General features: G+C 43.6%; 18 protein-coding genes. 8 read left to right on the top strand and 10 right to left on the bottom strand.

Features of this window, described 5'->3' with window-relative positions:
• Positions 1-37 precede the first annotated feature (37 nt).
• The 7 genes from AC19MV_RS18440 to AC19MV_RS18410 form a co-directional block, all read right to left on the bottom strand.
• Positions 38-997, bottom strand: coding sequence for a cupin-like domain-containing protein (locus AC19MV_RS18440; RefSeq protein ID WP_498309410.1), 960 nt, complete (start codon positions 995-997; stop codon positions 38-40).
• 72 nt (positions 998-1,069) lie between these two features.
• Positions 1,070-1,792 (bottom strand): SapC family protein, encoded by a 723-nt coding sequence (locus AC19MV_RS18435; protein ID WP_498309378.1) that lies wholly within the window; start codon positions 1,790-1,792, stop codon positions 1,070-1,072.
• Positions 1,793-1,873: 81 nt separating this feature from the next.
• Positions 1,874-3,466: a tryptophan halogenase family protein gene (locus AC19MV_RS18430; protein ID WP_498309376.1), complete on the bottom strand. Its 1,593-nt coding sequence runs from the start codon at positions 3,464-3,466 to the stop codon at positions 1,874-1,876.
• A gap of 310 nt (positions 3,467-3,776) precedes the next feature.
• Positions 3,777-6,683: a TonB-dependent receptor gene (locus AC19MV_RS18425; protein WP_498309374.1), complete on the bottom strand. Its 2,907-nt coding sequence runs from the start codon at positions 6,681-6,683 to the stop codon at positions 3,777-3,779.
• Positions 6,684-7,191: 508 nt separating this feature from the next.
• Positions 7,192-8,193, bottom strand: coding sequence for a LacI family DNA-binding transcriptional regulator (locus AC19MV_RS18420; RefSeq protein ID WP_498309372.1), 1,002 nt, complete (start codon positions 8,191-8,193; stop codon positions 7,192-7,194).
• Between the two features lie 66 nt (positions 8,194-8,259).
• Positions 8,260-9,588: a glycoside-pentoside-hexuronide (GPH):cation symporter gene (locus AC19MV_RS18415; protein WP_498309370.1), complete on the bottom strand. Its 1,329-nt coding sequence runs from the start codon at positions 9,586-9,588 to the stop codon at positions 8,260-8,262.
• An 88-nt stretch (positions 9,589-9,676) separates the two neighbouring features.
• On the bottom strand, positions 9,677-11,008 hold the full coding sequence (locus AC19MV_RS18410; protein WP_498309368.1) for a GH1 family beta-glucosidase: 1,332 nt from the start codon (positions 11,006-11,008) through the stop codon (positions 9,677-9,679).
• Positions 11,009-11,382: 374 nt separating this feature from the next.
• Between AC19MV_RS18410 and AC19MV_RS18405 the strand changes: the two genes are divergently transcribed.
• The 8 genes from AC19MV_RS18405 (at position 11,383) to AC19MV_RS18370 (ending at position 20,617) form a co-directional block, all read left to right on the top strand.
• Positions 11,383-12,696, top strand: coding sequence for a sugar MFS transporter (locus AC19MV_RS18405; protein ID WP_498309366.1), 1,314 nt, complete (start codon positions 11,383-11,385; stop codon positions 12,694-12,696).
• A gap of 9 nt (positions 12,697-12,705) precedes the next feature.
• The gene (locus tag AC19MV_RS18400; protein ID WP_498309364.1) at positions 12,706-15,351 is read left to right on the top strand and encodes a glycoside hydrolase family 3 protein; all 2,646 of its coding nucleotides are present in this window, start codon (positions 12,706-12,708) and stop codon (positions 15,349-15,351) included.
• A gap of 75 nt (positions 15,352-15,426) precedes the next feature.
• A complete protein-coding gene (locus AC19MV_RS18395; RefSeq protein ID WP_498309362.1) occupies positions 15,427-16,509 on the top strand; it encodes a glycoside hydrolase family 16 protein in 1,083 nt (360 codons plus the stop codon).
• Between the two features lie 310 nt (positions 16,510-16,819).
• Positions 16,820-17,620: a 3'(2'),5'-bisphosphate nucleotidase CysQ gene (gene cysQ / locus AC19MV_RS18390; protein WP_432401392.1), complete on the top strand. Its 801-nt coding sequence runs from the start codon at positions 16,820-16,822 to the stop codon at positions 17,618-17,620.
• Between the two features lie 70 nt (positions 17,621-17,690).
• Positions 17,691-18,596: a fructokinase gene (gene mak / locus AC19MV_RS18385; RefSeq protein ID WP_498309361.1), complete on the top strand. Its 906-nt coding sequence runs from the start codon at positions 17,691-17,693 to the stop codon at positions 18,594-18,596.
• Between the two features lie 135 nt (positions 18,597-18,731).
• Positions 18,732-19,511 carry a YdcF family protein gene (locus tag AC19MV_RS18380; protein ID WP_498309359.1) on the top strand — a complete coding sequence of 260 codons (780 nt, stop codon included), beginning with the start codon at positions 18,732-18,734 and terminating at the stop codon, positions 19,509-19,511.
• The gene (locus AC19MV_RS18375; RefSeq protein ID WP_498309358.1) at positions 19,512-20,198 is read left to right on the top strand and encodes a DUF2982 domain-containing protein; all 687 of its coding nucleotides are present in this window, start codon (positions 19,512-19,514) and stop codon (positions 20,196-20,198) included.
• Positions 20,199-20,218: 20 nt separating this feature from the next.
• Positions 20,219-20,617 carry a GFA family protein gene (locus AC19MV_RS18370; protein ID WP_498309408.1) on the top strand — a complete coding sequence of 133 codons (399 nt, stop codon included), beginning with the start codon at positions 20,219-20,221 and terminating at the stop codon, positions 20,615-20,617.
• Between the two features lie 3 nt (positions 20,618-20,620).
• On the opposite strand, the gene AC19MV_RS18365 is transcribed toward AC19MV_RS18370, so the two are convergent.
• The 3 genes from AC19MV_RS18365 to galE form a co-directional block, all read right to left on the bottom strand.
• A complete protein-coding gene (locus AC19MV_RS18365; protein ID WP_498309356.1) occupies positions 20,621-20,980 on the bottom strand; it encodes a bactofilin family protein in 360 nt (119 codons plus the stop codon).
• A gap of 125 nt (positions 20,981-21,105) precedes the next feature.
• Positions 21,106-21,591: a ferredoxin-type protein NapF gene (gene napF, locus AC19MV_RS18360; RefSeq protein WP_498309354.1), complete on the bottom strand. Its 486-nt coding sequence runs from the start codon at positions 21,589-21,591 to the stop codon at positions 21,106-21,108.
• 178 nt (positions 21,592-21,769) lie between these two features.
• Positions 21,770-22,792, bottom strand: a complete 1,023-nt coding sequence (gene galE, locus AC19MV_RS18355) for a UDP-glucose 4-epimerase GalE (protein ID WP_498309352.1) — start codon at positions 22,790-22,792, stop codon at positions 21,770-21,772.

Raw genomic sequence — 22,792 nt, 5'->3', positions numbered from 1 at the left:
ATCCTGTTTAATATCTTAGTTTTTGCTGTAGTCAGCATTATCGTTTTAATTTATTGATTAAATCTGCGCGTAACTTACGGGCATTTAACTCATCTAACGGTTTAGTTAGCATGCCTTTAGCGTTATCTGGGATATAACTGTCGTCTACATCATCATGTTCAAAGATGTAATGGTCGAACATCGCTTTCCACGCTAGGCGCTGGGCCTTTGGCAAGGACCGTAGGCTTAACATGCTGTGTTGTAATGCGTTATTAGGGCGACCTAAGTAACCCGGCGTATCACGCCACCAGTGAGTAATGAGTACATTGATATCGTCAATGCCGCGTACATGGTGCCACCACATACTGGGAATAAATAATACATCACCGGGCGTTAATTCAGCGGTTAACGCCGCATCTAACGCCTGTTGAAATTTGGGGAAACGCTCAAAATCTGGGTTATCAAAGTCCACCATGCTGATATCCTGCCCGCCAGGAGCAAACTCCATTGGGCCAACATACAGGTTACTGATTTGCTCTGGTGGAAACAGGGTGAAAGTGCGCTTACCCACTACGTTGCAGGCAAGGTTTAGCGGAAAGTCAAAATGGGCCGCTACTTTAGTTTTGTTACCTAACCAAATACTGGTCAGTGGATTGATAGGCTGTAAATTAAGGCTATTTTGTTCACCAAGCCCGGGCAGGCATTGATGAATATCAGTAGAACCCATGTAAATACCGGCAGGATTTTCGCTGGCATTTTCTTGTTGTAAGCGTGCTAACAGTTGATTGAAATCAAGCCGGCCAGCATGGTAATTAAAGCCATCAATCTGCTGATTGTAAAACACTCGGCCTTGTTGCTCTGGTGCTAAGTGATAGGCGGTAACAGCATAACCTTGATAAAACTGGCGCAGGTAATCTAACGCCTTGTCGGCCGATTCAAGCCCTGCCTGCACTAAAGGCCAATGACGACACAACCCTTTAAATACCATGGGTTTGTCGGCTTGTTCTATGTGCGTCATTACTTGCGCTAACGTCCAATCGCTGACGTAGTCGACGGCTGTTAATGTGTCATTGGACATCTGCGCGGTTCCTTAGCCTTGAGCATTTTTAAGGTTAAGCAAATCGCGGACTGTGCTCTGTGATGCTAGCGCCATATAAATGGCTTGCAAGTAACCTTGTTGATGCAAGGTGGCTAACGTGTCGGCAGGGAGCGTGGCTAAGGTATTTTCGTTAATGGTGTAAAAACCAATCATTTGATGTTTTTGGCCGTTGTCGAGTTCGATGTCTAAGGTAAAGGACTCGAGTAACTCATGCTCAATTAACACGTTAATGAAACGCTGGCTGTCGATAAGTCCGTGATGAATGATTTCCAACATTTCGCCGACTTCATCTAATAACGGAGTGTTACCGCCATAAGGTAAAAATAGCGCTTCGCCCTCAGTTTGGCTGACTCTTGGATGATCTAAATCTACATGAATCACCCGTTGTTGACGCTCAACGCCATCTTCACGTACGGTTTGTTGGCCGATTAAAAAAGGTTGGCGGCGCACACTGAGCGGCACATAAGCGGCATTCCAGCCAGATTCTGTTAAAAACAGATTTTCATTTTGTGCAAACCCAAATAAGGCTACCGAATAAAATTGACCTGTAGCGACATCTTTGTGAAAGAAAATAGGATAGTGAGCCTGAATGCTGCGAAACTCTTGCGGGAATGTCACGGTATACCAAAGGTTGTCGCCTAATGCGGCAGAGCGGCTGGTGTTCACCTTTAAGTCTTTATGATCGATGCTGTTTAGTAGTACATGTTGGCTCATGTTAAATCCTATTTTATTTGTTCAAATACATTATATTGTTATGATTTTTGTACGTGATGTCATTTATGTCAATTAATCTCATCAAAGCTTAGGGAAACCATATTGAGCCACTTTATCTAGTAGTGCTCGGTTACTCGGTAAGCTTTTGCTTAATGCTTGAGTGCGTTGTTGATTATCGGTGAACAGTCGTTGCGCAAGCTGTTGCATAGACGGTTTTACATGGCTTGGTAACTGAGTTTGAAAGCCCATACCATAGAGCACATATTGAAAACTGGCGGCTGGGAAGAGCGCCTCTTTATAGCTAATATCATGTTGGCTTGGCGCCTGGTAACGCCATAATTCCAGCTGTGCTTGTAAACGTTCGGGTATTGAACTGCTGTCACGATGATCGCGCCAATAGGCATCAGTTTCACGCTGGCTAATAACATAGTGTAGTTTTAAAAAATCGATAATTTGTTGCCAATGCTGCTGATAACGTAAGTTGACTCGTTCTGCAATCGTGTCCATCACCTGACGATTGGGCGGTAATTGCTGCGCTATTGTGGAAGCAGTCCATTCAATTAACGCAAGAGCTGAGGCTTCTAACGGTTCGATAAATCCAGCTGCCATTCCAATGGCAATACAATTGTTTTGCCAACATTTAGCATGATAACCTGGGCTAATATTGAGCTTTCGCGGCTCAAGTTTTGAGGCGAGTTCATTACTGGTGCCGTTGGCGGTTAAGTAATCACGTAGCACTTGCTCAGCTTGGTTGTCATTACTGTGACTTGATGAATACACATAACCGACCCCTTTACGGGTAGGTAAACCAATATCCCAAATCCAACCGTTTGGCTGCGCGGTTGAGTGAGTACAAGATGCAATCGCGGTTGCAGGGTCTTCATAAGGCACTTGCATCGCTAAGGCGCTGTCATTAAATAACACTGATTTTTGGCATAAAAACGGGACTTGTAAATGCTCGCCCAATAGCAATGATTTAACACCAGTACAGTCGATAAATAATTGGCCACTAATTTCACCATGCTCTTTTGTTATCAGTTTATCAATATCGCCTTGGTCATTATTTTTGATCAGGCAGACATGATCGCGAATATGTTTTACACCCAGCTTTTGGGTGCAATGTTCGCTTAACAGTTGGCTGAATTTGCCCGCATTGAGATGATAACCGTAATTATTTTGAAAATGATATTGCGCTGATGAGATGGTTTTTGGCGCTAAACCGAGCTGTGATAATACTTCCTGGCTACTGACGGCCTGCGCAAAGCTCACTTGTTCTGAGTGAGGTAACCAAAATGGGCATAAATCGAGTTCTTGGAGACCATGTGGCAGGCTAAAAGGATGCAAATAACTGTTTGATTGTGTCGATTGTGCGGTGGCGGTATCTGTGCGCCAATTGATAAAACGAGAGCCTTGTTTAAAACTGGCATCACAACGACGAATAAAGTCATTTTCATCAATGCCTATCTTGCTCAAGGTTGAGCGCATTGAAGGCCAGGTACCTTCACCTACACCAATGGTGGCTACATCGGGCGATTCAATTAAGGTGATGTTGAGCTTAGGAGAGTTAGCCAATACGCCCTTGTCGACATTATGCTCAGCCGCCAGTAATCCTGCGGTGATCCAACCGGCAGTGCCGCCACCAATAATGACTATTTGGGTGATTGGTTTTTGCATTATCTCTACCTACGCTTTGGGCGTTATTGTTATTTTAACGATTCTATGATGTTTTATTCGCATCAGAAACATCATAAGTAGAATTTTGTAAAATGTAAGCTTTTTCAATTATTTGTTTTAATTGGGCAGGGTGCTAATTTCAATATAAAAACGAGCAAATCCCAAATAAAAATAGTAACGTCCTTGTTACTCAATATCTTGCAATAAAAAGAGGTGACAAATTTTGTGCACCTCAACGACCTAAATAGAGCCTTGATGTATCCCGTTCAAACTGAGGTAAGACGGGATAAAACATCAAGTGGGTTATCACTTAGAAAGTGTAACGAGCACCAATACTATAGCGCGCGCCCGTTTCTGTTAGGTTTAACACTTGCTCGTCAGCCAGTCCGTGTACACGAACATACTCTTCAGTAATGTTAAGTCCCTCGAAAAACACGGTTAAGCCTTCAACTTGCTCGATGTCATAACTGACTGACAAATCGATTTGCGAGTAAGCTTCAGTGTACTGAGGGAATAAACCAGTACCTTGACTCGTTGCACTTAAGAACTCGTCACGCCAGTTGTAAGCCACACGAGCCTGGAAGCCATAGTTTTCATACACTAATACAGCGTTGGCGGTATCACTGATACCAACTAGCGCTAAATCGCTGTTAACTAATGTGTAGTTTGCTATCACGCCCACTCCGCTTTCGCCGAAGAAGTGCTGCGCTGCAAATTCCCAACCGTCAATGACTGAGTTTTCTGAACTGTTCAATGGAGTGTTAATATTAAAGTTTAACAGCTCATCATTGTTGGCTGCACTGCCGCTAATGATTTGGTTGGTTGCGTCTACTGCAGCATTATCAGCAAAGTTTGCGAAAATATAATCACGTACTGCACCCGCTTCCGTTGTGCCAGTTGCAGCAACAGCCGCTTTGTATAAATCGCCCGATGCTGGGTTGTAAATACCATTAGTGGTTGCAACTGGATCAACACTGATAAAGTTTTGTGTGTCTTTACGGAAATATCCCACAGAGACGTAGCTTGATGGCGCGTAATACCACTCTGCCGAGAAGTCGATGTTTTCAGATTCTAGCGGCAATAATGTTGGGTTACCCGCTGAACCACCACCATTAGTTCGGTTAGCCAGTGTGGCTAATACAGTACCGCCCTGAATGTCTGTGTAGCTAGGACGACCAATGGTTTCACTGTATGCAGCGCGGAGCATGACATCTTCTACCACTTCAATATTGAAGTTAAAGCTTGGCAGTACATAGTCATAGTCACCGGTTTTAGTTTCAAAGACTTGCTCACCAGTAGGTGATAACGCAATCTCTGTTTCGGCAATCCAATCCGCACCATCATAACCGGCAACTGCAGCGGTTGAGGTGACATCAGTTTGTTCATAACGCAGTCCGAAATGCACGTCATACGGCATACCAGAAATTTCATCTTCGTAGTTGTACTGTACGTAAATCGCTTGCGATTCTTCTTCAGTATAACGATCTGTTTCAGCAGCATAGTTAGTTGACGGGCAGAAGCCATTTCCACAATCACCACTAACAGAAGAGGCATAATTTGCTGCTGCGTAATCACGTACTGAGGCAAAATCCCACATGAAAATGGTATTTAGGATATCGAAGTTACCATCAGCAAGTGAGAAATCACCGCCATTGGCATCAAATTTATCTTGAATGGTATCAGCAGGGAACCAGGCATCATCTAAATCACCAGCAGAACCTACGCCACCCCAATCGTTACGTTGCACGTTAACGGTTTGAGAGTGGTTGTTGACGTTCGTTAACGCAATACCAAAATCAATGCTGCCCGCATCTTCAAGATAGTATTCACCGTCAAACTGATACTGGTCAATTTCAGACTTGTTACGTGAATTGGTAAATACTGAACCGGTTACCATCATATCTGCCGCGGTTACAGCGTTACCGCCGCCCACTGCAAGTACCGGTAAATCACCACTAAAGTCGGTTGCAGCACTAGTACGGATAAACGCTGCTGTACTTAAATTGTTGCTTGAACCGTAAAGGTTGTTGGGTTTGTTTTCAGCCACTGAGTTGTGCGCATCAAAGGTTAGCTTTAGGTTATCTGTTGCTTGCCACTCGATGTTGAAGCCTAATGAACCACTTTCGTTACGTACGCCATAATCGCCGGCGGCCATTGATAAGTCAGCGGGTGAGTCGTAGGTTTCAGAATAAATAAGCGGTGATGCATAAGGACCATCAGACCATACGTTTTCAGATGGAACAAAGTTAAACCATGCTGATACGTCATTTGATTGAGTGTCGATATCGTTGCGCATATAGGTGTAATCTAAAGTCGCGGTAACGGTGTCGATTGGACTGTATTGCAGAACTAGCTGGCCGTTTGTACGAGTACGTTGCTGTTCTTCAAAACGATACACAGTAGTTTGTGGCACTGAATAGAAATCATCATCACCAGGACGGTTAACCTGGGTGTTGTCGTTGGCTACGCCGCCCCATTCACTGGCATTAGTTGCGGTACCTGGGAATGTGCGCCAGCCGGTACCGACTTGTGCTTGTTGGTTACCGCTTTCACGATCTTGGTAGCTTGCAGACAATGAAATACCAAAGGTGTCATCGGCAAAGGTATTTGAATATAAGCCAGATACCTCAGGTGTCACTGAACCGTTATCAGTTGATTTGTCATCAACGGCTTTAACGCCAACAGTCGCTTTAAGACCTGGCGAGTTCAATGGCTTATGAGTCAAAATATTGATAGTTGAGCCGATACCACCGGTAGAATCTGATGCTTGGCTGGTTTTATGGACTTCTACACCGCTGATACTTTCAGATGCGATGTTAGCAAAGTCAAATGAGCGAGTACCAGTAGTGACTGGCATTTGACGACCATTGAGGGTGATCAAGTTGTAGTCTGGGCCAAAACCACGCACAGACACTTTACTGCCTTCGCCGTTAGAGCGGTCAATCGATACACCGGTAATACGTTGTAGCGACTCTGCTAGGTTAGTGTCTGGAAATTTACCAATATCTTCAGCAGAAATAGAATCTACAACGCCGCTTGAAGAACGCTTCACATCCATTGATTTAATTAAACTGCCACGAATACCAGTAACCGAAATGACTTCGATATTTTCTTCGCTGACTTCATCTGCAGCATGAGCTGGTAGGATACTGCTCATACCAAGTACAAGCGATAAACTGGTCGCAAGCTTGGTTTTGTTAAATGTTCTTGTTTTCATCTAGGAAATCCCCATTGACTAGATTTATTTCTTTCAATATTGCGAGTTGGGCGCAAATCGTTTTTTGTAATTCTCCATCGGCGCTGCAATCATTATTTATAAATTGTTGTCATATAAAACAGCTAATGTAAGCGCTTACATAAAACTAGTGTAAATTGTGACCTTAGTCAACAAAAACAAGTTTAAATTATTACATTTCGTTAACCATCGTGCTAGGGGATAGTGCGCATTCAATTTAACTTATTGTTTATATTTATTTTATTTTTCAACCGGCTTTTTAGGTGTAAATGTAAGCGCTTTCTTTAGTTGGTGGAAATGTTACCAGCTTTAGTGCTGATTAATCTGATAAATAGCCATTGGTAGCATCATCAGAATAACCTTTTTGGCTATAATCAAATGAATTTGTGAAAAGTGATGCTCAAGAAAATAAAAAACCAGCAAATGCTGGTATTTAGGTATTTAGGTATTTAGATCATAGTGATCGCGATTTTTACGCTAGCGATGCAGGTTAATCAATTGCTTTGGTGGAGGTGCGAATAAATAACTCCGGTAAGAATGAGCTTTCAACCACGGTTTCTTTGTCATTATAGACATTTTGTAATACCCACCTTGCGGCCATTTTACCCATTTCGTGAATAGGGTTGCTGACTGTGGATAGCTTAGGCGAAATGTATTGAGGGAATGGGATGTTATCGTAACCGATAAATGAGATGTCTTCAGGCACACGCAATCCCTGTTCTAAGCAAACCGATATCGCCCCAGATGCCATCTGATCGTTTGCGCATACAACAGCGGTAATGGGTTTGTTTAGCGACAACAAATGTTCCATAGCCTCGCTGCCGCCGGCTTCTTTAAAATCGCTTTCAATGCAGAGACTGTCATCAAAATCAATGTTGTATTGCTTAAGCGCGCGTTGATGACCTTTTAAACGATCTCTTACGTCGAGCTTAAACAGCGGGCCTGAAATATAAGCAATGTCTTTATGGCCAAGTGACAAAATATGATTGGTCGCCGTAAAGCCGCCTTGTTCATTTTCAAGATAAACACAGCGCTCTTTAATGGAGTCAATATAGCGGTTAATAAACACGATGGGCGTTGAACCTTTACTCAGTTCAATGAGGTATTCGTCTGACACTGCTTCAATGTCTAAAATCAGTGCATCACAGCCGCGACTCATTAAAAACTCAACACTGTCTTTTTCTTGCGCTTCATCGCTATGGCCTGCGGCGATAATCACGTGTTTGTTGGCGCTACGAAGCACGGTTTCAATTTCGGTCATCATCGGACCGTAAAATGGACCGTCGAGTTGCGATACCAACACGCCAACGCTATTGGAACAATTAGACGCTAAAGACTGGGCAATCGTATTGGGACGATAGCCTAAGGTTTGCATCGCATCTAATACTTTCTGTTTGGTTTTGTCACTGACTTTTGTGTTGTTGTTCATCACTCGCGACACCGTCGCCAGAGAAACACCTGCCATTACAGATACATCGTAAATCGTTGCCATATCGTCATTTCACGTTAAAGAGTTCAAATTAGCCTTGGAGCATAGGGCTCCAAGACTAACATGCTTTTATTTTACTTCTCTATTTAATTCTAAATGGATTTCATCAACTCTTTTATTGTCTAACACATACCAGCGCATCACTAAGGCGACCAAAATAGATCCAATGGCAGGGAAAAGCGTAAATGATATTAAAATACCTTGTTGCGTTGCTTCAGTTTGTACTGTATCGGCTTGATAGCCATAACCGGCAAGCAACCAACCTGCAGCAGCACCACCAATGGCGACACCCAGTTTGATGAAAAATATCACCGAAGAATAAATCATCCCGGTAATACGCACGCCATTTTTGTATTGGCCATAATCGACAACGTCGGCCATTTTTGCCCACAATAATGGGGTTGCCATGTTGAAGGTAAAGCCCCACACGATAAACATGCCGAAAGCGAGCACGACTTGATCGCTAGGGACAAAGTAACTCGCGATACACATGGCTGCAGCAAGGAGTTGTAAGGTGATATAAGCTTTGACCTTACAAAAACGTTTCGCCAAAGGCTCTGCCAAAATACAGCCAAAGATGTTACCAACCATACCTAAGGTGATAAATAAGGTGATTGAGTCTGGCATGTTGAGGTAATACTTAACGTAATAAATAGCCAAGCTAGTGCGCAATACCATGCCTGATAATAAACACACGGAAGCAACTGCAAGCACGCGCCATTGATCATTTTTGAGCATGTCGCCAAAGTCTTTCTTAAAACTCGATTGCTGATCGATGGGTGGGTGAAGACGCTCTTTAGTGCCCCAAAAACACACTAAAAACATCGCCACGCCTAAAATGCTCATGGCGGTAATGGTGAGCTGATATCCTTTAGCTTGGTCACCTTCCCCCAAGAATTCGACAAGGGGCAAAGTTAAACCTGACACCAGTAAGCCGCCCAACATGGCAAATACAAAACGGTATGACTGCACCGATACTCGCTCTTTAGGATCCGCGGTTAATACACCGCCTAATGCACAGTAAGGAATGTTAATCGCGGTGTAGACCATCATTAATGCCGTATAGGTTACAAAGGCATAAATCATTTTGCCGTCTTCAGTTAAATCAGGGGTGGTGAATGCCAGCACACTGATGAAGCCAAAGGGCAGGGCAAACCAAAGTAGATAAGGCCTGAATTTACCCCAACGGGTATTGGTTCTATCGGCGAGTGCGCCCATGAGTGGGTCGGTTACCGCATCGATTAAACGCACGGCTAAAAACATCGTGCCGACAAATGCAGGTGAAATACCGAAAATGTCGGTATAGAAAAAGGTTAAAAACAGCATCACCGTTTGGAAGACGATGTTACTTGCTGTGTCCCCAAGTCCGTAAGCGATTTTCTCTTTAATACTGATCATACGTGCCTCAATAATTGTTGTTATATTTTTAATATGATGCGCTGAATAAAATAAAGCCGTTCATAGGAACGGCTTAAACAGTCGGTGGTTATTTTCTGTTAGCTAATAAGTCTTTATAGGCATAGGCGCTCGACTTAAGCGTTCGCTTTTGGGTGTCATAATCAACATAGACAATGCCAAAACGTTTTAAATAACCTTCGGCCCATTCAAAGTTATCCATGAGGCTCCAGGCAAAGTAACCCACAATATTAACGCCTTGTTCTATTGCGTTATTCACAGCATTTAAGTGGGCATCATAATAAGCGAGTCTGTCTTGATCATCCACCTTACCGTCAATCAATTTATCGTCCATGGCGGCGCCATTCTCGGTGATGTACATCGGCGGTAATGGATAAAGTGCATGCAATGAGACTAATAAATCAGTGAATGATTGTGGGTAAATCTCCCAACCAATATCGGTTTTAGGATTATCAACCATATCAATTTGGCTAAAGCCTGTTACTGCATCTGCTTTGTAGACTGCACGGGTATAAAAGTTAATGCCTAAAAAGTCGATAGGCTGCGCAATAATATCAAAGTCGCCTTGTTCAATTATTGGCATATCCTCAGGGGCAAAATCGTTAATAATCTCTGGATAGCAGCGATCAAACAATGGTTTGATGTACCACTGATTAAAATACTGGTCGGCTTTACTGGCTGCTTGTACATCTTCGGCAGACTCTGTGGCACTGTAACAAGGGGTAAAATTAAGTACGATGCCGTTTTCAGTGTTTGGACTGTTTTTTTGCAATACTTTCATGGCCAAACCATGGGCTAACAATAAATGATGCGCTGATTGACGACCATAAGATTTTTTGGCTAATCCAGGTGCATGTACGCCAATTTCATAACCTAGATACGAACTGCAAAAAGGTTCATTGAATGTCGCATAAGAATATACTCGGTCGCCAAATGCTTGAGTGATTTTGTCGGCATAGTCTGCAAATAGGTAAGCGGTTTCACGGTTTAACCAGCCGCCATTGTCTTCAATGTGTTGTGGTAAATCCCAGTGGTATAAGGTTACAAACGGTTTAATGCCGCGACGATTTAACTCGTTTAACAAATCAGTATAAAACTGCACACCTTGAGCATTTAAACTGCCATCTTTGTGCAGTACACGTGGCCATGAAATAGACAGACGATAAGCGTCTACGCCTAATGACTCAATCAAATCAATATCTTCACGCCACAGCTTTACGTGCTCGCAAGCTTGCTCGCCATTTGAACCATCACGTACTTTGCCTGGCGTGGCGCAAAAAGTGTCCCAAATACAGGCCAAACGTGACTCTGCTGCACCTTCGATTTGAAACGAAGCTGTCGCTACACCATAGGTGAATGCTGTTGACTGCATCTTCGAGTTGGTTGGTAACATTATTTTCATATAATTATTCACTTCACATTAATTGAGTTTGAGTCTTTATCATTGAAAGTTTTTTACGCTGTAACACCCGTGATAACAGGTTAATGTCGATTGACTCTAGGATGAAAAATTCTATTCGTTTGGCTAAAAATCGTTGACATCAGTTATCGATATGTTAAAAATGAAAGCGCTTACATTGAGATTAGTGATTAATTATCCAAAGGTCAATAATTGATTTTGCAAATTATTCACAATAGGTCTGTAGGGGAAGTCATTAACTGGGCCAGGGTCTGAGGTAATGATTTATGGGCATATTTTGTCGCTACCGCGTGGTAGCAATCAATAATATCGATTGATAACAACCCAATATAACGATTTATAACATAGGGAATGTCATGGCGACTTCACAACAGCAAACAGAATTCACTGGCGGTGATTCTATTCATCAATTAGGAGACTTTCGCTTTGCGTTGGTCGCGTTAACCTCGTTGTTTTTTATGTGGGGCTTTTTAACTTGCCTCAATGATATTTTAATTCCTTACTTAAAAAATATGTTTGAGCTTAATTATGCTCAAGCAATGTTAGTGCAGTTTTGCTTTTTTGGTGCTTACTTTATTGTGTCGATTCCTGCGGGCGCATTAGTGGGTAAGATTGGTTATCAAAAGGGGGTTATTACCGGTCTGGTTATTGCCTGTGTCGGCTGTTTATTATTTTATCCGTCAGCCAGTTATGGCTCGTACAATATGTTCTTGTTCGCCTTTTTTGTGCTGGCATCTGGTATTACGATTTTACAAGTATCAGCTAACCCTTATGTTAGCGTTCTTGGCCCGGCTGAAACGGCATCTTCTCGCTTAACGTTAACTCAAGCATTTAACTCATTGGGCACAACCGTTGCTCCTTTCTTTGGTAGTTGGTTAATTTTATCGACGGTTGAACATGACGCGAAAATTACCGAAGTGGGTGAGGTCATTGGCCAGTTATCGGTGCAGCAACAAGCCAGTGCAGTACAAACCCCTTACTTAATTTTAGCCGGTGCGTTGTTCGTATTAGCGCTTATTTTTATGTTGTTAAAGTTGCCGTTACTGGGCAAAAAAGTGATCAGCACTGAAAAAGATTCTGGCGGCAGCGCGTGGAAGTATCCGCATTTAGTATTGGGCGCAGTGGGGATTTTTGTGTATGTCGGCGCCGAAGTAGGCATTGGCAGTTTTCTCATTAGCTTTTTAACCCAAGACGATATCGGTGGTTTATCTGAATCACAAGCGGCGCATTATATCGCCTATTATTTTGGTGGTGCTATGGTTGGCCGCTTTATTGGCGCGGGTGTTATGCAAAAAATTAAAGCGGGTAAAGTGTTAGCCTTTAACGCGCTGTGTGCTTGCGTGTTGATTGTCGCCGCCATGTTTAATGTTGGCAGTGTGGCGATGTGGGCATTATTGCTGGTGGGGTTATGTAACTCAATTATGTTCCCAACCATTTTCAGTTTAGCGTTACAAGATTTAAAACAACATACTAGTCAAGGCTCAGGTATTTTATGCTTAGCGATTGTCGGCGGCGCTGTACTACCGCTTTTACAAGGTGTTTTAGCCGACAGTTTAGGCATTCAGTTAGCATTTATTGTGCCGCTAGTTTGTTATGGTTTCATTGGTTATTACGGTTTAGTGGGCTGCAATGCAACGCGTCCAACATTTAATGCACAGCAGCAAGGATAAGGAAATTACATGAACACGAATAACGCGATTGTCGCTTTTAAATCGACAACCATGACGACAAAATTAAGCACGCTAAGTTTGGCTGTATTGTTATCGCTAAGCGGGTGCAGTGATGCAAAACAAGTTGAACAAAGCAAAGATGTAAAAGCGGTTGTCGACACTAAACCCGCTGAAGTTGTCGCTAAGTCTGGTATTGATTTATGGCCAGCACTGACACCTGCTATTGCCAAAGATGTTGAGCTCGAAGCTAAAATTGCCGCCCTGGTGAGCAAGATGACGGTAGAGCAAAAAGTGGCGCAGATGATCCAGCCTGAAATTCGCGACATCACCGTTGAAGATATGCGCAAGTACGGTTTTGGATCATACCTTAATGGTGGCGGGTCTTACCCTAATAACGATAAGCACGCCACGCCAGCGGACTGGATAGCTTTAGCTGAAACCTTATATCAAGCCTCTGTTGATGACTCTGTTGATGGTAGCAATATCCCGACGATGTGGGGAACTGACGCAGTGCATGGCCACAACAATGTCATTGGGGCAACGTTATTTCCACATAATATTGGGTTGGGTGCGGCCAATAATCCTAAATTAATTGAGCAGATTGCGGCGATTACGGCCAAAGAAGTCATGGTAACAGGCATTGATTGGGTGTTTGCACCAACCGTTGCGGTTGTTCAGGATGACCGCTGGGGCCGCAGTTATGAGGGGTATTCAGAAGACCCAAGTATTGTAAGAGATTACGCTTTTGCGATTGTTGAAGGTTTACAAGGCGCAGTAAATGGCGACTTTTTGTCTGATCAACGGGTTCTGTCAACCGTTAAGCATTTTATCGGTGATGGTGGCACAGAAAAAGGCATTGATCAGGGCGACAACATCGCCAGTGAGCAAACACTCGTTGATGTGCATGCCCAAGGGTATGTTGGTGGGTTAAATGCAGGCGCACAGAGTGTGATGGCCTCGTTTAATAGCTGGCACGGCGAAAAAAACCATGGCAATAAATACTTACTGACCGATGTATTAAAAGATCGCATGGGCTTTGACGGTTTTGTGGTGGGCGATTGGAATGGCCATGGACAAATTCCAGGTTGTACCAATGAGTCGTGTGCACAGGCGGCGAATGCGGGCTTAGATATTTTTATGGTGCCGACGGCTGCGTGGAAACCATTATTTGAAAACACTGTGGCGCAAGTTAATAGTGGCGAAATTAGCCAGGCTCGATTAGACGATGCTGTATCACGTATCTTAAGGGTTAAATTAAGAGCCGGTTTATTTGATAAGCCAAGCCCTGCTAACCGTCCGTTATCGGGCAAAACAGAGCTTATCGGCCAGGCAAGTCATCGTGATGTTGCTCGTCAAGCGGTGCGTGAATCATTGGTGTTATTGAAAAACAATCAAAATGTATTACCGCTTTCACCTAAGTTAACGGTTTTGGTTGCGGGTGATGCAGCCGACAATATCGGTAAGCAGTCTGGCGGCTGGACAATTACCTGGCAGGGTACAGACAATAAAAATGCCGACTTCCCAGGCGCAACGTCAATTTACTCAGGTATTGAGCAAGCTGTCAGTCAGGCCGGTGGTCAAGCAATGCTGAGTGTTAATGGCGAGTTTACTGAACAGCAAAAGCCAGATGTGGCCATTGTGGTGTTTGGTGAAGAGCCTTACGCAGAAGGTAATGGCGATATTGATAACCTTGAATATCAACGTGGTGACAAGCGCGATTTAGCCTTGCTAAAGCAGCTTAAAGCGCAAGGTATTCCAGTGGTATCTGTATTTATCAGTGGTCGCCCAATGTGGGTGAATGCCGAGTTTAATGCATCGGACGCCTTTGTCGCAGCATGGTTACCTGGTTCAGAAGGTCAAGGTATTGCAGATGTGTTATTCACTGATGCAGACGGTAAGCTCAAACATGACTTTGGTGGTAAATTATCATTTTCATGGCCTGCGACACCGCAGCAAACAACCGTCAATGTGCCGTTAGCAAGTGCCTCCGCTGAAGCTAAAGCACAATACAAACCGCTTATCCCATTTGGTTATGGCCTTAATTATCATTCTGATATCAGTAGCGCAGTGACATTAGATAATTTGTCTGAAGATAATTTATCTGCTGAACAAACCACTTCTGATCTTGCCTTATTTGAGCGTGCAGTTAAGTCGCCATGGTCAATGTACATTGCCAATAGCGCAGAGCGCCAAGGTTTGTCGAGCAGCGTCGCACAAAACAGTGCGTTAACGATTCGCACCATGGACCGTGTCGTACAAGAAGACGCTCGATTTGTGTCATTTAATGGTAGTGAGCAGGGGATCGTTGGATTAATCAGTAACTTCCCACGCGACTTTAGAGCCTACAGCAACAGCGATTCAGCGTTGACCTTAAGTATTAAGACGACATCATCATTGCAAAAGCCACTTTGGTTAGGCATGGCGTGTGAAGGTGATTGCCGTAAACAGGTCGATATTGCTCAACAAGTGAATAGCAAGTTAGGTGAGTGGCAGAGTATTAGTGTGTCATTGGCGTGTTTTGCTAGCGAGCCAATGGACTTTGGCAAAATCACCATGCCATTCTATCTCGCGACCAGCGATAAAGTTGATGTGAGTTTCAGTGATGTGGTAATCCATACTCAGCCAAGTGAAAACACGGTTCAATGTAAAAAGTAAACTGTGTAGAGAGCCAGACCAGCCCCCAAATATACAGGTACGGTCTGGCTTAACTTATATTAAGTATTGAACATCATGAGTAAACAAATGAAGCGTTTTGCTAACAACCATTCAATTTTACCAGGCGTAACGGCTTTAACGTTGGCCTCCTTTTTTCTCTCGGGTTGTCATTCAGTTGATACAGAAAACCAAACTCATGGTGCAACCCGTCTGGGTTCTTCTGCCTGGAAAATGGTATGGCAAGATGAGTTTGAGGGGCATGACGTCAATGCTGATAAATGGAGTTTTGCAGTTGATTGTTATGGTGGTGGAAATAATGAAGCACAATGTTATACCGCCCGAACTGAAAACGCTTCTGTGGCCGATGGCTTACTGACAATCACAGCAATTAAAGAACGTTTTTCTGGCCCTGCGGTCAATGGCGCTGACCCGAGTTATGATGTCAATGACACATCGAAAACACTGGATTATACCTCTGCACGTTTGGTGTCAAAAAACAAAGGCGATTGGAAATACGGCCGTTTTGAAATTCGCGCGAAGTTACCTCAAGGGCAAGGAACTTGGCCAGCTATTTGGATGCTTCCTACCGATTGGGTATACGGTCCTTGGGCGGGTTCTGGCGAAATCGATATTATGGAAGCGGTAAATCTCAAGGTGGTTGCCAACGGTGAAGCGCCTGTTTCTGCTATTCATGGCACCTTACACTACGGTAAACAATGGCCTAATAATGTCTATACAGGGCAAGAATATCACTTACCTAATGGCATCAATCCAGCCGATGACTTTCATGTATATGCAATTGAATGGCAACAAGGTGAAATACGTTGGTATGTCGATGATGTTCATTTTGCTACACAACAATCCTCAGGTTGGTATAGCCAATATGCCGATGAAAATGGCGAGTTAGTTAACGCCCCAGATGATGCGCCCTTCAATCAGCGGTTTCACATGTTATTAAACCTTGCCGTCGGTGGTGATTGGGCAGCGAATGTGCATAACAAAGGAATTGACCCTGGGGTGTTTCCGCAAGCGATGTTAGTCGATTACGTCAGAGTATATGAATGTGCGCAATCGCCAAGCACAGGCGCTGGATGTGAAACCATGAATAACAATGCCGTTATTGTTAGCGGTAAAACCTTAACTGACAGTACGCAATAGTTGTCTTTTTCAATGTGCAGAATTCACTTAGAAAGCATTGAATACGAATGCAAAGATGCACTGTTTGCTTTGAGGCTTGTGGCGCTTAGCTTAGTATCAGCAGAGCCAAAAAGTGTTATCAGATTGTTGTAACAGACTCTTGTAATAGATTGTTGTAATAGATTCTTCTATCAATGAGCTGTAGTGGCTAGATAAGCGTTAATCATTTTAGGATTAACTACGATGAAATGAATATATCAATTTACGGTGCGAACGATGGCATAATGTATATCAATGGTATCGAACCGCTATAAATTTTTAAGGAATTGATTTGTCGAACATTACATTTACAGCCGCAGATTTACAAAAAATCGTTGTGCTTGCCAAAGAGGCTGGCGACGCCATTATGCAGGTATATGCTCAATCCGATTTAGGGATTGAAGTTAAGCAAGATGACAGCCCAGTGACTGCTGCGGATATTGCTAGTCACAATGTGATTGTTGCAGGGCTTAACAGCCACTTTGCCGATATTGCGGTAATGAGTGAAGAAGCCGCAGACATTAGCTGGGCTGAAAGACAAACCTGGCAAACCTATTGGTTAATAGACCCACTTGATGGCACTAAAGAATTCATTAAGCGTAACGGCGAGTTTACCGTCAACATTGCGCTAATTCACAATGGTAAAGCCATTGCCGGTGTTGTTTACGCCCCAGTGTTGAATAAATGCTATAGCGGGGTGATTGGCCAAGGCGCCTGGCTTGAACATAACGGACAAGTATCAGTATTAGATATTCGTGATCGAGCACTGCAATCGCCCGCTATCGTGGTCGGAAGTCGCTCACATGTCAGTCCTGATGTTGCTGAGTATTTACAGACCATTGGTGAACACCAAATGCTCAGTGTCGGCAGTTCATTAAAGTTTTGTATGGTGGCCGAAGGCCAAGCTGATGTGTACCCAAGACTGGGGTTAACCAGCGAGTGGGACACCGCAGCCGCACAAGCAGTATTAGAAAGTGCAGGTGGCGTAGTATTAGCGTATCCCGCAATGACGCCGCTTGAATATAACCAAAAAGAAAATATTTTAAATCCGTATTTTATTGCTGCATCGTCAGCATGGTTTGCACGTAAATAACACTCATGTTATCGGCCTGTGCAAACCAAAATATGGAACCCCAATTAATAAGCAAATGGAGTGACAAGTTATGATGCGCATGGGCGTCGATCTCGGTGGTACCAAAATTGAAATTGTAGCGTTAGCTAATGACGGTGCAGAAATATTCAGAAAGCGCATTCCAACGCCAAAAAACTATCCTGGCACCATTGAAGCCATTGTCAGCTTAGTAGCCGATGCTGAAACGGCAACAAAGCAAACCGGCTCTGTCGGTGTCGGTATTCCGGGCGTGGTATCACCGTTTACTGGTTTGGTGAAAAACTCAAACTCAACCTGGATTAACGGCCATCCATTAGATAAAGATTTAAGCGAAGTATTACACCGCGAAGTGCGAGTGGCTAATGATGCTAACTGCTTTGCAGTATCAGAAGCGGTCGATGGCGCGGCGGCAGGTAAAGGGGTGGTATTTGGCGGGATTATTGGTACCGGCTGTGGTGCAGGTGTTGCCATTAATGGCCGAGTTCATGGCGGTGGTAATGGTATTGGCGGCGAATGGGGTCATAACCCATTACCTTGGATGACCGCTGATGAATTTAATACCACCACGTGTTTTTGTGGTAACCGCGATTGTATTGAAACCTTTATTTCTGGCACCGGCTTTATACGCGATTTTCGTGAAGCGGGTGGCGATGCTACCAGTGGCATTCAAATTTCTGAAATGATGCAACAAGGCGATCCGCTAGCCACTGCAGCATTTGAGCGTTACATCGACCGTTTAGCACGCTCATTGGCTCATGTGATTAATATGATGGACCCTGACATGATTGTACTTGGTGGCGGCGTATCAAATATCGAAGCAATTTATACTGAGTTGCCTAAAATATTGCCTAAATATGTGGTTGGCCGCGAATGTGGTACGCAAGTGGTTAAAAATAAATTTGGTGCATCATCGGGTGTTCGCGGCGCAGCGTGGCTGTGGGGCAAAGACGAAAAGTAGTTTGACCCAGTTTGATATAACATTTAACGGCACTTTATAGTGCCGTTTTTGTTTTGTGCAGACTAAGTTACACTAGCGCCAATATTAGAATATGAGTCGGGATAACTGACTGAATATAGATTGAGTGAATCATTGATGTTTTGGTTAAAAAAAGTCTTGTCGCAATTAGTGATGCCCATTCCGTTAACCGTTTTATTGCTATTAATTGCTGGGTTGTTGTGGCGCAGTCAGCGTCAATCGCTGTTGTCGTTGGGCAAAGTCGCACTCGTACTTGCAATTTCTGTGTTGTTATTGTGTAGCCAATCGCAAGTCAGTTATTGGTTAACCGACTCACTAGAGTCGCGTTACGCTGCCAATAATCAAGTGATGACACAAGCCTGTGTGGTAATGGTATTAGGCTCGGGTAATATTGAAAAGCCAGGCTTAACCGCTGTGCAGCAACTATCTGCCATCGCATTAGCGCGCTTAAGTGAAGGGGTAAGGCAACTGAGTTTGGGACAAGATTGTACCCTAGTGGTAAGTGGCTACAGTGGCGGCCAACAACCAACACCGCATGCCAGCATAATGGCTAAAGCCGCAATTGAGCTAGGGGTTAATCCGGCTCGTATTGTTAAGTTTGACCAGCCCAAAGACACCATTGAAGAAGCATACGCATTACAACAGTTGATTGGCCAGCAACCTTTTAAGTTAGTGACCTCGGCTACCCATATGCCTCGATCAATGGCCATTTTTACCCAATTAGGTTTGCAACCACAGGCTGCGCCCACTGACTTTATTGCTTCTCAACGCTTTTGGTGGCGTTTAGATGCAGACCAATTATTAGCGTCGCAGCGCTCAATTCATGAATATGTCGGTATGCTTTGGCTACAGATTAAAGGGTTATCTGCACTACCGATCCCCAAGGAGACAAAGTAAATGACCGATGAGCTATTGATCAGTCCTTTTTCAAAACGTAATGGTATTACCTTAACCATACTTGGTGCGGTTAGCCTGTTAACAAGCTTGATTGTTTTTATTGGTTTTGGCAGCTTGTTTGCGCTGGGCATGATGTTTTTTGCGCTTGGTTCAGTCAGCTTAATTTTAGGTGTGGCTAAAGTGTACCAGCCAGCGGTCAGTTTTAAGTTTACTGCCGAAGGTGTGGCGTTTTTTCACCGTCGCGGTCAGGTGTTTATTGAATGGGATAACATTCAACGCCTTGATAATGTGCGTGTAAATCAAAGCATGGAATTAATAGAACTACCTTATATTGGCGTTAAACTTAAAAAAATCAATCCGATTTTAGATTGTATTTCACCACGTTTAGCTACCGGTTTATTAACCGAGCAGCGGCCACTGTTGATGACCGCAGCAACGCAAGATGAAGATTTACAAAGTCTAGAAGGGTATTTAGGCGTTGAATATACGCCGCTAGTGGTAAATGGAGACAGGTATCGCGGCGTGTTAGCGATGTTTGGTCATCGTTGCCAAACCTTAAATGAGCAATTGGGTTATCACTTATATTTATCAATCGACAGTGTCGATCGTGATCCCAAAGAGTTTGTGAGTCTGTTACGCCAATGGCAACAACAAGCCAGTGTTTCTGCAAAGCAGCCATTTCAATAATGTGCGAAGAGGTAATGACTATGGTGTTACAAGGCGGTTGTTTATGCGGTGCAATACGCTACCAGACGACTGACATGCCATTTGATGCTGACCATTGTCATTGTAACCAATGCCGAAAAAGTACTGGTGCAGTTGTGATGAGTTGGATGGATTTTAATACTGAACAGGTGAAATGGTTGCAAGGGCTGGTGACTGAGTTTGCTTCGTCTGCTTATATTCGCCGCGGCTTTTGTCAGCAATGTGGTACCACAATGACCTATCGACATGTGGATTATCCACAGTATTGCACCTTATCGATAGCATCACTTGATGACCCAAACAAAGTGCAACCCACATATCATATTTATACTAATGAGCAGGTTAGTTGGCTGAACATTAATGACACTTGCCAGCGTTTTAGCACCAATAAAACCGCTTAACGATTATTGAGTGACTGTTGTGGTTGAGAGGGGATCGCGATGACGATAACCTAAAAATTGGCCACCATCTAAAATTTCAATGTTTTCACAAAATGCATCGCCTTCAAACACGCCTTGATCATGTAAAGTAATTTTTTTGCAGCGTGCTTCGCCAGACAGTTGACCTGCAATCATTAACTCGCGGCATAAGATATCGCCTGCAACCGTACCACTAGGCTCTATCGTCACGTTGCCTTGGGCTTGAATATCGCCACTAACATGGCCTGCAATTAACACATCACCGCTAAAAATAAGCTTGCCAGTTAAATGACATTCTTGAGCGATAAAGCTCAACGGATTGACAGGCTTTTTTTGACCAAACATCTTAGTGCTCTTATGTTATTGCCCTTAAGGCTAAATGGGGTGGCTAATATAACGTTAAAATCAAATTAACAACACCACAAACTGTGCATAGTGTTAAGTAACTTGAATTCGGAAAAAGCAGTAATCTACTCTGATGTGAGTAATGCAATTGCATCAGCCGGGCAAGGTGAAACGCAGGCGCCGCAACCGGTACAGGCATTGAAATCAATTACGGGTTTTGGAACTTGGCCAACAGCCATGGTAAAACTAATCGCACGCGGTTCGCAGGCATCTTTACAGCTTTGGCACCACACTCCTTTAACGGTTAAGCAGCTGTCTTTAATACTGGCTATTACCGTCCAAGGTTGCTGGGCTGTTATATCAAATACCGGTTCTGGGCACACCTCTACACATTGCTTACAAAAGGTGCACTCATCATTACTGAAATCGATTTCAGGGAATCCACCTTCACCACGTTTAATGATTTGCGTGTCGCATGCGGTTATGCATTTATCACAACGGGTGCAATTATCAGTAAAGGCTTGCTCAGGTTTGCTCCACGGCGGGCGGATCACATTGGTTTTGCGGCGGCTAAAGAGGTTACGGCGACTTTGGTTAATACCTTGGGTCATTTCGATTCCAATAAACGGTCAATAGACTTTTAATCATTATTGCAGTGCATATTAGCATTAGCTGCAATAAAAAATTGTTAAGCACTTGGCAATTTATACCCATCAGTGGCATTTATATTCGAATAGGTTTGAATTTTTTGCTGCAGCGAATATTAGTATTAGCTGCAGCAAAAAATGGTTAAGCGTTTGGTAATTTATACCCATCAGGGTTATTTGATTGCCATTTCCAGCTGCTGCTGGCCATGTCTTCCACACTGTGGGTTGCACGCCAGTCTAATTGTGCCGCGGCAAAACTTGGGTCGGCATAACAGGCAGCAATATCGCCAGGGCGGCGAGGGCTGATTTGATACGCAATGGTTTTACCACAGGCTTTTTCAAATGCTTTAACCATGTCTAACACGCTATAGCCAATGCCGGTACCGAGGTTATAAGTGACTAAACCTGGTTTGGTTTGTAACTTTTTAAGTGCTTGTAAATGACCCACTGCTAAATCAACCACATGAATATAATCGCGAACACCGGTGCCATCAGGCGTGTTGTAGTCATCGCCAAATACACTTAATTGTTCACGTTTACCCACAGCAACCTGGGCAATAAACGGCATTAAGTTGTTTGGAATATCATTTGGATCTTCACCAATTAAGCCACTTTCGTGTGCGCCAACCGGATTAAAGTAGCGTAAACGCGCGATGTTCCAGGTGTTATCTGAGTGATGTAAATCCGCTAAAATATGCTCAACCATCAGTTTAGATTGGCCATAAGGGTTAGTGGCACCGGTAGGGAAATCTTCTTTAATCGGTAAACTTGCTGGGTCGCCATACACAGTTGCAGATGAACTGAATACCAGGTTTTTAACATTATTTTCCGCCATCACTTGGCACAAAATAATGGTGCCAGTAACGTTGTTTTCGTAATATTTAAGCGGTTTTGCAACAGATTCGCCAACGGCTTTTAAGCCCGCGAAATGAATAACTGATTCGATACTGTGATCGGCAAAGACTTTTTGCAGCAACGCTTTATTGAGAATATCGCCTTGATAAAAGGTCACATCTTTACCGGTAATGGTACGCACCCGCGCTAATGCTTCAACACTTGAATTTGATAAATTGTCTACGATGACCACTTCCTGTCCAGCATTTAGCAGTTCCACGACTGTGTGTGTACCAATATAGCCAGCGCCACCGGTTACCAAAATTGCCAT

This window comes from Shewanella sp. MF05913 (assembly GCF_059758095.1).
This window is presented reverse-complemented; position numbering and strand designations above follow the sequence as displayed.